The 12,635-nt window shown below is 69.7% G+C and carries 11 protein-coding genes and 1 pseudogene; 4 read left to right on the top strand and 8 right to left on the bottom strand.

The genetic code is table 11. The features are described from left to right. From D7X99_RS39735 to D7X99_RS39720, 4 genes and pseudogenes are all read left to right on the top strand, one after another. Positions 1-119: pseudogene (locus D7X99_RS39735) on the top strand (metallophosphoesterase); the annotation flags it as partial. A gap of 126 nt (positions 120-245) precedes the next feature. Next, positions 246-737, top strand: a complete 492-nt coding sequence (locus tag D7X99_RS39730) for a hypothetical protein (RefSeq protein ID WP_121782293.1) — start codon at positions 246-248, stop codon at positions 735-737. A 386-nt stretch (positions 738-1,123) separates the two neighbouring features. Further along, a complete protein-coding gene (locus D7X99_RS39725; RefSeq protein WP_158627147.1) occupies positions 1,124-2,113 on the top strand; it encodes an AAA family ATPase in 990 nt (329 codons plus the stop codon). Next, positions 2,110-2,685 carry an HNH endonuclease gene (locus tag D7X99_RS39720; RefSeq protein ID WP_121782291.1) on the top strand — a complete coding sequence of 192 codons (576 nt, stop codon included), beginning with the start codon at positions 2,110-2,112 and terminating at the stop codon, positions 2,683-2,685. Before D7X99_RS39725 ends, D7X99_RS39720 begins: the two co-directional genes overlap by 4 nt. A 61-nt stretch (positions 2,686-2,746) precedes the next feature. Here D7X99_RS39720 and D7X99_RS39715 read toward each other — a convergent pair whose 3' ends face one another. The 8 genes from D7X99_RS39715 to D7X99_RS39680 all read right to left on the bottom strand — a co-directional run bounded on the left by D7X99_RS39715 (position 2,747) and on the right by D7X99_RS39680 (position 12,488). After that, positions 2,747-4,120, bottom strand: a complete 1,374-nt coding sequence (locus tag D7X99_RS39715) for a hypothetical protein (protein WP_121782290.1) — start codon at positions 4,118-4,120, stop codon at positions 2,747-2,749. Positions 4,121-4,151: 31 nt separating this feature from the next. Next, complete coding sequence (locus D7X99_RS39710) at positions 4,152-7,199, bottom strand: TonB-dependent receptor (protein WP_121782289.1); 3,048 nt, start codon at positions 7,197-7,199, stop codon at positions 4,152-4,154. A gap of 145 nt (positions 7,200-7,344) precedes the next feature. Further along, positions 7,345-7,776 carry a biopolymer transporter ExbD gene (locus tag D7X99_RS39705; protein ID WP_121782288.1) on the bottom strand — a complete coding sequence of 144 codons (432 nt, stop codon included), beginning with the start codon at positions 7,774-7,776 and terminating at the stop codon, positions 7,345-7,347. A 16-nt stretch (positions 7,777-7,792) separates the two neighbouring features. Next, positions 7,793-8,203, bottom strand: coding sequence for a biopolymer transporter ExbD (locus D7X99_RS39700; protein ID WP_121782287.1), 411 nt, complete (start codon positions 8,201-8,203; stop codon positions 7,793-7,795). Beyond that, the gene (locus D7X99_RS39695) at positions 8,187-8,939 is read right to left on the bottom strand and encodes a MotA/TolQ/ExbB proton channel family protein (RefSeq protein WP_121782286.1); all 753 of its coding nucleotides are present in this window, start codon (positions 8,937-8,939) and stop codon (positions 8,187-8,189) included. The genes D7X99_RS39700 and D7X99_RS39695 overlap by 17 nt, the downstream gene beginning before the upstream one ends. A gap of 31 nt (positions 8,940-8,970) precedes the next feature. Next, entirely contained in the window at positions 8,971-9,738 is a 768-nt protein-coding gene (locus tag D7X99_RS39690; RefSeq protein WP_121782285.1) for an energy transducer TonB, read from the bottom strand. Positions 9,739-9,820: 82 nt separating this feature from the next. Next, positions 9,821-11,038, bottom strand: a complete 1,218-nt coding sequence (locus tag D7X99_RS39685; protein ID WP_233614124.1) for a glycosyltransferase family 87 protein — start codon at positions 11,036-11,038, stop codon at positions 9,821-9,823. A gap of 58 nt (positions 11,039-11,096) precedes the next feature. Next, complete coding sequence (locus D7X99_RS39680; RefSeq protein WP_121782284.1) at positions 11,097-12,488, bottom strand: NAD(P)/FAD-dependent oxidoreductase; 1,392 nt, start codon at positions 12,486-12,488, stop codon at positions 11,097-11,099. Between the last annotated feature and the right edge of the window lie 147 nt (positions 12,489-12,635).

The raw sequence follows: 12,635 nt of genomic DNA, 5'->3' as shown, positions 1-12,635 counted from the left end.
TCTCCGGAGGGGGCGGGGCGATCCCGGAGCGCTTCGACGGGGTGGGCCGGCACTTCCTGGCGGTGGACGTGGATCCGTCGGCGGGTGTGCGAGAGGTGGGGCTGGTGCGGGTGGATTGATCAGCACCGGCCTTGACGGTGGCTGCGGGGCCGACTTTCCGGCCTGTTGGAAGACCCCCTTGAAAGGGCACTGAACATCTGGGCAGATAGGCGGCGTTCAACGACGCCTTGTGAGGAGGCCTGTCCATGTTCGAAACCCCCGAGAACGATTCCATCTCCCCCGCGCTGCGCGCGCTGCTTGAGCTGTTCGCCACGGACCTGGCGGACGTGAAGTTCCCGGATGTGGACACCGCGGTGTTGGGCGAGTCCGCGGCGCATGTGCGTGAGAAGGCGGAAGCGGTGGCCCGGGCGCAGGCGGCGCTGGACGCGGCGAGGCAGGAGCTGAACGAGAGCCAGGAGTCGCTGCTCCAGAAGGGTCAGCGCGCGTTGGCCTACGCGAAGGTGTTCGCGGAGGACGACGGGGAGCTGGGGGCGAAGCTGGAGGCCATCCACCTGCCGCGTCCGGTGCGCAAGGGCGGCCAGGCCCCGGTGGAGGCGGTGGGCGCTGCGCCGGGCAACGACGACAACGCCCCGCGCCGCCGCGGCCGTCCCCCCAAGCTGCGCCCGGTGGCCAACCTCTTCACGGACGGCAACGGGCCGGACGGCGCGCAGGACGAGGCGGCGAGCCTTCAGTCGTAGCCGGTCCCCTGGCCTCCGGCCCGGCGCTCCTGCGAGGGAGTGTCGGGCCGTGTTGTTTTCGGAGGGGTGCTGAACTGGGGCGGAGCCTCGAAGTTGAAGTAAGGAGGCAGGCATGATGCCGAAGCCGGAGGCCCAGGATGCTTGAGCGGTTGGAGATGGAGGGCGTGGGCCCCAGTCCGCGCCTCTCGTTCGAGTTTGCTCCGCGCCTCAACTTGCTGACCGGCGACAACGGGCTCGGGAAGACGTTCGTCCTCGAACTCGCTTGGTGGGCGCTGACAAGAAGTTGGGATGCTGTTCCAGCCCTTCCGAGACAGGATTGGGTTGGAAGACCTAGTGTGACTGGCGTCCTTCGCGGACCTGATGGACTTATCGAACTCGGTCCCAGGATGGAGGCTGTCTACAACGGGCACTTGATGGCCGTTCCTGGCGAGGCGTTGACGCTCTACGCGCGTGTCGACGGCAGTTTCTCCCTCTGGGATTACCTTCGGAATGGTCGGAGGTATGGCCACGCGCCGGCCACCAATCTGCCGGCATACGACTTCACGCCTGACGAACTTTGGAATCGTCTGGAGAAGGATGGGCGGACGGTTTGCAACGGGCTGCTCTATGACTGGGTGACATGGCAGATCAAGAACTCAAGCCCCTTCCATCGGCTGAAGAGGGTCTTGGAAGTCCTCTCTCCTGGAGCGCATGAGTCGCTGATCCCAGGCGAGCCCACGCGCATCAGCATCGAAGACGTTCGAGACATTCCGACTCTACAGATGCCTTACGGTTTGGTGCCGCTGACGCATGCTTCTGCGGCGGTAAAGCGTATCGTTGGGCTTGCCTACTTGTTGGTCTGGGCCTGGGAAGAGCATGTCCGTGCGGCGGAGTTCTTCAAGGTGCCCGTGACGGACCGCATCGTCCTGCTCGTTGATGAGATGGAGTCACACCTCCATCCCCGTTGGCAGCGGCTCATCCTCCCTTCACTGCTCGAAGTTGTTCGTGCCCTTCGCGAGGACGTGAAGGTCCAGGTGATTGCCGTCACGCATTCGCCCCTGGTCCTCGCCTCCGCCGAGCCCCTGTTCGATGAAGCGCAGGACGCGCTCTTCATGTTCGACCTGGTGGGGCAGGAAGTGCAGGCGACCAAGGCGCAGTGGCGTCCGCGTGGAGACGCCAACGCCTGGCTCACCTCCGAAGTCTTCGACTTGAAAGAGCCGCGCTCCGTGGAGGCCGAGCAGGCCATCACGGCTGCGAAGGCCGCGCTCAAGGACCCGAATCTCCCCATCGAAGAGGTCCGCCGCATCCACAACGAGCTCTACCGGGTGCTCCGGGACACGGACCCGTTCTGGCCACGGTGGCTTGCGCGCGCGGAGGCCGCGGGCATCGACCCATGATCCACGTCGACCCGCAGCCAGAGCCCGCGGCCTTCGATGCCCGGGTTCGTCAGAAGGGACACGAAGACCTCCAGGGCACGGACGAACTTCGTCCCCACTGGAGGCATTGCAGCCTCCAGCTCTGGAAAGCCTACCGGGGCATCTGCGCCTATTCGTGCCTGTACATCCCACGAGGGACGGGAGCCCTCACCGTGGACCATCTGCTGCCCAAGTCGAAGCAGCGTGCGCTGGCCTACGAGTGGAGCAACTACCGGCTGGCATGCAACCGGATGAACGCGCGCAAGAACGCCTTCGAGGACGTGCTCGACCCCTTCGAGGTGCAGGACGGCTGGTTCGCGCTGGAACTCTCCACCTTGCAGGTCATCCCTGGCGCAGGGCTATCCGCTTCAATGCAGCAGCGGGTCCAGGACACCATCGACCGGCTGGACCTCAACGACGAAGAGTTTCTCGAGGCCAGGACGAGTTGGTACGACGAGTACCGCCAGGGGGCGTTCAACTTCGACTTCCTGCGAAGGCACTTCCCCTTCCTCGCCAAGGAACTCGTCCGACAGGGACTGGTCCAGCCGCAATAAAGAAGACCGCGTGCCCCCGTACGGCGCTGCCGGGAGCACGCGGTCCATGTTCACCGAAGGGCTAGTTCTTCGGGAACGAGGTCCAGCCGGCCAGCCAGTTGGTGGTGCCCACCGCGCCGACGAAGCGCGCGCTGGTGTCGAAGCCCGCGCCCGGCGTGGCCGCGTTGTCCGGGTTCAGCGCCGGGGAGCCCGTCGCCGGGGTGAAGTTCGGGGCGTCCAGGTTCAGCGCCGCCGTCAGCTGCGGATCCAGGACCTTGTTGCTCAGGCCCGAGGCCAGCACCTTCTCCGCCTCCGCGAACTTGCTCACGTCCGGGTCCGTCACCGCGCCCGACGCGTCCTTCTTCGGGTTCGGCGCGTTCGGGATGGAGACCGTGTTGCCCTTGTTGGACCAGAAGAACGTGTTCTGGATGGAGAGCTCCGGGGTGGCCGCGTTCCACAGCGCCGCGGAGGCCGTGCCGTCCACGTCGACCGCCGAGTCCGCGAAGTTCGCCACGATGACGTTGCGCAGCAGGCCGCCCGCGCCCGTGTTGAAAACCAGTCCCTCCTGCGCCGGCGTCGTGCCCGCCGCACGGCCAGAGCCGATGAACGTCGCGTTCCAGATCTCCGGCACCGTGTGCGGCTGCGCGCCGTTGTCGTTCTTGTTGCCGGACGCCTCGATGCCGCGGTTGCCCACGACCGCGTTCTGCTGCACCACCAGGAACTGCACCTTGCCGCGCCAGCCCAGGTCGTAGTCCAGGCCGTCGTCGTCCGGCTGGCTGATGACGATGTGCTTCAGGCCCGCCGTGCCGCCGAACATCTCCACGCCGTCGTCGGCGCCCTTGTGCACCTGCACGTAGTCGATGTCCGTCGCGCTGCCGCACGCGCCCGTCGTCAGGCCGTTGAGCTCGTTGTCCTCGGCCAGCTCGTAGCCCGCGAACTCGATGCGCGCGTACTTCAGCTTGCCGCAGTCGTGCGCGTCGTCCGTGCCGCCGTACTTCGTGCGCGTGTCACCGCTCGTGGCGAAGAAGCCCTCGATGGTGTTCTCGCCGCCGGCCACGTTGATGCGCGCCTTGCCGAGCAGCACCACGCCGCCCCAGTCACCCGCCAGGCGCGTGCCCGCAGCCTGCGAGCTGGTGAAGACGATGGGCTTCTCCGCCGTGCCCACCGCGTTGAGCTTCGCTTCGCGGGTGATGACCAGCGCGCTGCCCTGGTCGCCCTTGATGGTGACGCCCGGCTCAATGGTGAGCGTGCCGCTCTCCACGAACACGTAGCTCTTCAGCGTGTACGTCGTGCCGGCCTTCCACGTCGTGTCTCCGTTGATGCTGCCGGACACGTCCTGCTCGGTGGCCTGCGGGTCGCCGCCGTCCGGGGTGTTGTCGGGCTTGGTGTCGTCACCGCAGCCGGAGAGCAGCGCGATGCTGGAGAGGGTGAGGACGGAGGCAAAGAGGCTCTTCATGTCGGTGCGTCCTTTCAGGGAATGGGAGGAGCTACAGGGCCCAGCCGAGCGCCGCGGTGAACGCCACGCCGGGCTTGTACGTCTGCACCGTCACGTCCCCCTGGCGGAGGCTGACGGATGCGTTGAGGAGGTTCGCGGCGGTCAGCTTCAGCTGCGTCGCGCCGAGCTTCTGGGTGAGGGTGAGGTCCACGCGGTGGAAGGGCCGCTCGTACACGTCCGGCAGGCCCTGCACGCCGACCTCGCTGATGCGCTGGCCGTACACGTTGTAGAGCACCGCCACTTCCGTGCCGCTCTCCGGCCGCTCGTAGCCCACGTTCACGTTGACCACGTAGGGGGACTGGCCCTGGAGCGGACGGTCCTTGCTCGTCTGCGCGCCCAGCGCGGAGTCACCCAGGGCCACCTGCGACTGGATGAGCGTCAGGTTCGCGCCCACGCGCACCGGACGCAGCGCGGGGCTGAAGCGCGCCAGCGACGTGCGCGCCTCCAGCTCCACGCCGTAGCTGTCCGCGCCCGCGGCGTTCTCGAAGCCCAGGTCGCCCGATTCCGGGTTGCGGATGATGCGCTCGATGGGGTTCTGGAAGCGCTTGTAGAAGGCGCTCGCGGCCAGCACGTCGTTCTCGCCCACGAACCACTCGGCGCGGAGGTCCACGTTGTGGATGCGCGTCTCCAGCAGGTCGGGGTTGCCGGACACGTTCCGGCGGCGCACGAAGTCGAAGAAGATGAAGGGCGCCAGCTCGCGGAAGGTGGGCCGCGCCAGCGTGTAGCTGTAGCCCGCGCGCAGGTTCACTTCCGGCGACAGCGCGTAGGTCGCGTTGAGCGACGGCAGCACGTCCAGGTAGTTCTGGTCCGCGCCGCCGGAGTCGCTCTCCACGCTGGTGAACGGGTCCTTGAGCGTCAGCTGCTGGGAAGAAGCCTCCAGGCGTACGCCGCCCACCAGGCGCAGCGGCTCCACGGGCTTGTAGTCCGCGGACACGTAGCCGGCGTAGACGCCCAGGAAGGCGTTGTAGGCGTCATCCGCGCGCGTCGTCTCACGCACGGTGATGGAGGTGCCCACGTTGTCCGGCGAGAAGAGCTGCTCGGGGGACTGGGTGCGGTCCACCGGCTCCTCGGTGAGCAGGTAGCGGAAGCGGCGCGCGTTGAAGTTACGGAAGGACACCTGGGTGAGACCGCCCACCTTCAGGCGGAAGTCGGAGGTGAAGGGCAGGGTGAGGTTGAGGCTGCCGCCCGTGGACGTCTCGCCCAGCTCCGCGAAGAAGCGCTCGCCGCTGTTGGGCTGGTTGGGGAAGGACAGCTGCGCGTCCGGGTTGTTGAGGGCGGCGCTGTAGAGCGTGTCGCGCGTGTCGGGCTCGTCGCGGTCCACGCGGGAGATGTTGGCCTGCCAGTCCACCTCGGAGTCGCCCAGCAGCCCCAGGCGGTGGAAGCCGCGCAGCTGCGTGAAGGACAGCGCGCGGGTGATGAACTGGAGGCGGGTGCTGGCGTAGGTGTCACCGCGCACGTTGTTGTTGCCGTTGGCGGTGTACGTGCGCGTGTCGGTGCCGCGCGTGTAGAGGCTGAAGAGGGTCAGCTCGTTGTCGCGGTCGAACTGGTAGCCCAGGCTGGCCAGGCCGCTGAGGTTCGCGGTGGAGAAGCCCTGCGTGGTGCGCGCCACGTCCTGGGAGATGAGGCTGCCGGACTCGTCGCGGGCGGCGCGGGCGAAGTCACCCGTCTGCACGCCGTCGCGGTGGCCGTAGTTGACGGTGGCCAGGTAGCCCAGGCGCTGGTTGCCGAAGCGCAGCGTGTCACCCAGGGACGCGCCCAGGCCCATGTTGGGGACGGCGCGCGTGGTGCGGCGCTCCCAGACGTTGGTGAAGCTCTCCCACTGGCTCTCCAGTTGCTGCGCTGACTCGCCGCCCGCGCCCAGGCGGTGGTCGCGGGGGAGCGCGTCCGGCAGGGCGCGGTCGGAGGAGGCGAAGCCCAGCGTCTCGCCGAAGCCGCCCTGTGCCTGCGAGTTGCGCTCGCGGAAGGTGGTGACGGTGTCACCGCCCAGGGTGAGGCGCGGCTTGAACTCGAACTGGGAGGGGTAGGTGTTGGTCTCGATGAGCAGCGTGCCGCCGCCGAAGGTGCCCGGCAGGTCCGACGTGTAGCTCTTCACCACGTTGAGGTTGGCCAGCAGGCTGGTGGGGAACAGGTCCAGCGGCACGCTGGGCTCGTCCGGTTCCGGGCTGGGCAGCAGCGCGCCGTTGAGCAGCGTGGTGGCGTAGCGGCCACCCAGGCCGCGCAGCAGCACGTAGCGGCCGTCCACCACCGTGGCGCTGACCACGCGCTTCACGGCGTCACCGGCGCTGGAGTCCGGCGTGCGGGCGATTTCCTGCGCGCTGATGGCGTCGGAGACGGCGGCGGCCTTCTTGCGGTCCTGGAGCAGGGCGCCTTCCGCGCGGCGGTCGGAGCGGGCCTCGACGACGACCTCCTGCACCGCGCCCACGTCCGCGCTGAGCGCGACGTCCAGCTTCGTGGCCTTGCCCTGGGTGACGATGACGCCCGTGATGCGGCGGCCCTGGTACACGTCGTAGAAGGCGCGCAGGTCGTACTTGCCCGGCGGCAGCGCGAGCCGGTAGTTGCCGTCCAGGTCCGTGAGGGCCTGCTTGTCGGCGCCCGTCACGACCTTCACGGTGGCCTCGATGAGGCCTTCACCGGTGGCCTCGTCCGTCAGCCGGCCGTAGATGCCGGTGAAGCCCGGGGGCGGCGCGGCGGACTCCGCCAGGGCCTCATCGCCCATGGCGGCCTCGTCGGAGGCCGTGGCCTCGTCGGTGGTTGCCGCGCCATCCGCCGGCGTCTCGGACTGAGCGGCGGCCGGAGCGGAAGGATCCGCGGGCTGCGAGGCCTGCGCGGGAGCGCTTCCCGGCTGCGACGGGGCGGAAGGAGCGGGCGGGGTGCCCGGCGGAGGGGGAAGCTCTCCGGCCGGCTGCTGGCCCGGGGAGGCGGAGGGCGAAGGCGCGGCGGGCGCGGAGGATTCCGCGCCGGGCGCCTGCGCGAAGGCAGGCAGGGTGATGAGCACGAGTGACGCGACGAAGGCGCGCACGAAGCTTGTACGAGACAACACGGCTCTCCTTGCCGACAGCGACGCGCACTCAACGCGACGCCCGTGGCATTGGGATGAAGGGTTTGTGACGTCTGTGGCGGTGGCGGGAAAACTCGGCGTCACGAACCGCGCGCGGCTTCACGAGCCGCGCGCGGGGCGCCTGGAGTCAGTCCGCCAGTCGTTCCGGCAGCACGGCGACGGTGATGTTCCCGCCCCGCGCCAGGTCCAGCACTTCCATCGCACTTCCGTACGGCACCGCGTCGCTCGCGTCGAAGAAGACAATCTTGTCCGCGCGCGCGTTCAACATGCGCTGCAGGCGGACCACCACCTGGTCGCGCGGAACCTCTTCGTGGTTGATGCGCAGCGTGCCGGCCTTGTCCACCGTGAGCACCACCGGCGGCTTCGCGTCCGGAGGAGGAGGCGGGGTGTCCTCCTTCTTGTCCGGCTTCGCGGGCACGTTCATCCACAGGTTCTTGGTCATCAGCGGCGTGACGACCATGAAGATGATGAGGAGGACGAGCACCACGTCCACCAGGGGCGTCACGTTCATCGTGGGGCGGACGCCGCCGCCCTTGTTGCCACCGACGTCGAAAGCCATGGCGCGTGCCTCCCCTTCAGTTCTTCTTCCGGTCGATGACCTGGAGACTGATGCCCGGGAACCCGATGTCCTGCATCGCCTTGAACACGCCGCGCACCTGCGCGTACGCCACGCCCCGGTCCGCCTTGAGCACCACGGGCGCGTCCGGCTTCGCCTGGTGCAGCGCCTTGAGCTCCACCACCAGCGCGTCCCGGGTCAGCTGCTTGCGGTCCAGGTAGAACGACCCGTTGGACGCCAGGCTCACCGTGGTGGGCTCCAGGTTCTTGTTCTCTGGATCCGGGTTCATCGCCGCGGGCAGCTCCACCGCGGCGCCGGCCTCCAGCTGCGGCGTGACGACCATGAAGATGATGAGGAGGACGAGCACCACGTCCACCAGCGGCGTCACGTTCATCTCCGGCGTGAGGCTGCTCTTACGCATGGCCGACATCGCCCGCCTCGGTCCGCGTGGAGACGACGTCGGAGCCCGAGTGCGAGCCGCCGTGGGCCGCCGCGCGCTTGTCGCCGGACATGTCCTCCAGGTGGTCCATGAACTCGCTGCGGGCCTGCTCCAGGGAGAGCAGCAGCGCGTCCGCGCGGGTGGACAGGAAGTTGAACATCAGCACCGCGGGGATGGCGACCAGCAGGCCCAGCGCCGTGACGACGAGCGCCTCGGCGATACCGGCGGACACCGCGCCCAGGCCTCCGGAGCCCTCCTTCGCGATACCGGCGAAGGCCTCGATGATGCCCACCACCGTGCCGAGCAGGCCGACGAACGGCGCCACCGAACCCACCGTGGCCAGCACCGACATGCCCCGGCGCACGTCCGCGGTGATGCGCTCGTTGATGCGCACCAGGTCACGCCGCGTGAGCTCCACCGGGCCCAGCTTCCCGGCGGGAGCGCGGGACCTGGCGAGGAACGTCTTCATGCCACCGCCGAGCATCATCGCCAGGTGGCTGCTCTTGCTGCCGTCCGCCTCCTTCACCAGCGCGTCGTGCTGCTGCTGCGCGAGCAGCGGACCGGCGCGGCCCGCGAACTGGCGGGACGCGGCGCGCGAGCGGAAGAAGACGAACAGGCGCTCGAAGAACACCGCCAGCGACGCGACCGCGAAGGCGATCAGCGTCCAGGCGATGCCCAGGGCGAAGACGCCCATGTGCGCGTAGATTTCCTTGAGATTGAAGTTCATGGCTGTGGCTTTCCGAAGGGGGAGGAAGGCGTCAGGACTTGAGGCGGAACGGGACCTTGAAGATGCGGAAGACGGCGGTCGGCTGACCGGACACGACGGCGGGCTTGAAGCGCCACGTGCGCGCGGCGGCCAGCGCGGCGCTGGCGAAGGGCTCATCGCCGCGCATCACCTTGAGGCCGGTGACGCGGCCGTCGACCTCGACGACGCCCTTGAGGATGACCATCCCCTCCAGCCCCTTGGAGCGGGCGTCGGACGGGTATTCGGGGATGAGGTTGGAGGCCAGCGGCTCCGGCGGCGTCCCCGCCTCCGGGAGGTTGATGGGCTGCGCGCGGCCACCACCGATGGCCATGCCCTCGCCGCTGCCGGTGCCACCCACCACACCGCCAGGGACGAGCGTGCCCGTGCCACCGACGGCCATGGGCGCCGCGGCGACGACTTCCTTCTCAGCCTCGGGCGGCTTGTCGAGCGGCACCGCGTCCGGGGCCTTCAGCGGCGCGGGAGCGACGGTGGGCATCGCCGCGGGTGGAGGCGCGGCCTTGGCGACAGGCGGCGCGGCGCGAGGAGGAGGCTTCGCGACGGGCGGAGGCGGGGGCGGCGGCTTCACCTCCACGACGGGAGGCGGCGGAGGCGGACGGAAGACGACGTCCACCTTCTTCTCCTTGATGACTTCCTTCACCGTGTTGGCCGCGGTCATCGCCGCCACGGCGATGAGTCCGAAGACGGCGACCGACGCGGTCGTGGAGAGCGCGAACCGCCGGGCGGCGGGGGCGCTGGAGGCGCTGTCGAACGTTTCGAACATGACGGGGACGCATATAGCGACACCGTGTGTCACGAAGGTTCAGGCTCCGTGACACTTTGCCCCCGGCCTTGTTTCGATTGGGTCACGAACCGCGAGCGTTCAAAAATCCGCGCGGCAGGTGAGTCACGGTCTTGTCGGAAATCACCGCCGTGGGCGTTCCGTGCCGCCGCGTCTGCCACAACAGCGCGATCAGCAGCGCGGAGTACGCCACCGCGAACGGCCGGAAGAGCAACAGGTGCCGGGCCCACTCCGCGCCCAACACCGCGTCGGACACGCCCATGCCGATGAGGGCCACTCCGGCCACGCACGCCTGCCCCAGGCGCGAGCGTCCCTCCAGCGCCGCGCGGATCACCGGCCACGCGAGCAGGTAGTTCGCGCGCCACGCCAACGGTGACAAAAGCGTTACGCCCAGGCAGCAGAACGCGAGCAGCTCCACCGGACCGGGCCGCGCCCACACGAGCGCACCGATGAACAGCCCCATCGCCACGAACTGCGCCGCGGTCATCGCACCCGCGGGAGGCAGCGACTCCGGGGGCAGCACCAGTGACAGCAGCAGCGTGGGCAGGCCCTGTGGGTTGTGGCCCAGCGCCCACGGCGGCGTGGTGCGCGCCAGGATCTCCGTCCAGTCACGCATCTGTGACAGCGTGCCCGTCCAGCCGTAGCGGCCCAGCGTGGGCAGCACCAGCAGGACGCCGAAGAGGGCGGTGGTCCCCACCACGCGCCAGTGACGGCGCGCCAGGAAGAACAACCCCAGCAGCGCGGCCGGAGGCTTGAGCAGGCACGCCACGGCGAAGGCCGCGCCGGGGCCCCACGTGCGGCCCCGCTCGGCACCCACGGCCGCGAGCACCAGCAGCCACAGCAGCACGACGTCCACCTGGCCGTAGAAGATTTCGAAGGAGAACGCGGGCATCAGCGCGGCGGTGGCGAGCACCGGAGCCCACGGCCACGGCGTCGCCTCTCCGTCCTTGGGCACCGCGCGACGCGTGAGCACGGACACGGCGCCGAGCGCGAGCACGGAGCCCAGGTTCCACAGCGCCACGGCCGCGCGCGGCGGCACGGCGGTGAAGGGCAGGAACAGGGGCGCGGTGACGGGCGCGTACTTGAACGGCATGGTGCCGTCCTCGGCGCGGTAGAGGTCCGTGCCCTCGCGGAAGCGCTCCGCGGCGGTGAGGTAGACGCGGAAGTCCGCGCCGCGCCGGGGATGCTGCCCCACCGCCACGGCCGCCACGGCGAGCACCAGCAACAACGCCCACTCCACCTTCAGGGACGCGCGTTGGCGGGCGGGCTCAGCGGTGCTCATTCACGGACCGGGACACGGAGGGGCGCGCACCATTCCACGCGGGGGCGCCCCGCCGCAATCACAGGCCGTAGGCTTCCAGCAGCCGCAGCCACACCTCGCTCACGGTGGGGTACGACGGCACCGCGTGCCAGAGCGTGTCCAGCGGCACCTCGCCCGCGACGGCGATGGTGGCCGCGTGGATCATCTCGCCCACGCCCGGCCCGGTGAACGTGGCGCCCACGATGACCCGGCGCTTCTCGTCCACCACCAGCTTGGCCGTGCCCTTGAGGTCCTTGCCCATGACGGACGCGCCGGCCACGTCGCCCAGCTCGTACTGCACGGTCTTCACCGGCACGCCCGCCTTGCGCGCCTGGTCCTCGGTGAGGCCCACGCTGCCCACCTGCGGGTGCGTGAAGATGACCTGAGGCGTGGCCTTCGCGTCCGCCCACGCCTTCGCGGGCTTGCCCAGCAGGACGTCTCCCAACAGCCGCGCCTGATACTTGCCCATGTGCGTGAGCATGTTGCGGCCGTTCGCGTCGCCGCACGCGTACAGCCAGCCGCCGTCCACGCCCGTGGCGCGGAGCTGATCATCCACCTCGATGGTCGCGCCGGGCTTGAGCCCCACCGTGTCCAGGCCCAGGTCGTCCGTGCGCGCGGTGCGGCCCATGGCGACGAGCAGCGCGTCCGCGCGCAGCGTGTCCCCGCCGGTCAGCGTGATGGTGTATTCGCCCTGGGCTCCGGAGCGCTGCACCTTGGTGGCCTGCGTCTCCAGCAACACGCGCACGCCGGAGTCGCGCAGCGCCTCGGCCACCTGCTCGCTGACGAAGGGTTCAAAGCGCTTGAGCACGCGGGGCCCGCGCTGCACCAGCGTCACCTCCGAGCCCAGCTCGCGCCACGCCTGCGCCAGCTCCACCGCCTCCACGCCGCCGCCCAGCACCACCAGCCGGCCCGGCACCGCCTTGGCGCCGGTGCCCTCGCGGTTGTCCCACGGCCTGGAGTCCTTGAGGCCCGCGATGTCCGGCAGGCGCGGCTTGCTGCCCGTGGCGATGACGACGGCCTGCTTCGCCTCCAGCTCGCGCACCTTGCCGTCCTTGCCCGTGACGGCCACCTTGCGCGGGCCCGTGAGCCGGCCCTTGCCGCGCATCACGGTGAGCTTCGCGCCCTCCGCCCACTTCACCTGGGACCTGTCGTCGTAGTTGGACACCATCTGGTCGCGGTGCTTGAGCACGGCGTCCGCCTGGAGCGGGCCCTGGATGAGCTCGCGCACGCCGGGCGTGTGCTTCGCGAGCCACAGCGTCTCGCCGGGGTGAAGCAGCGCCTTGCTGGGCATACAGGCCCAGTAGGAGCACTCGCCGCCCAGGAGCTCGTGCTCCACCAGCGCGACCTTCAATCCCCCCGCCGCCGCGCGCGCGCCCGCGTTCTCGCCCGCGGGACCCGCTCCAATCACCACCACGTCGAAAGTCTCGGCCATGACCCCTCCCGCCCCCTGCTTGCCCCGGGACGGCCGTCCCGCCAATCCGACGCGCGCCCGGCCGGAGTCCCGGGGGGAGAGGGGCCCCAGCTGTCGGGTGGATGACAGCCCGCCCCCCCTGGCCGCCTCCCGAGCGGCGCCCGGAGG

The organism is Corallococcus sp. AB032C (assembly GCF_003668935.1).
GTDB classification, from domain to species: Bacteria; Myxococcota; Myxococcia; order Myxococcales; family Myxococcaceae; genus Corallococcus; species Corallococcus exiguus.
Note: the sequence above shows the minus strand (reverse complement) of the source record. Positions and strands in the feature narration are given on the sequence as shown.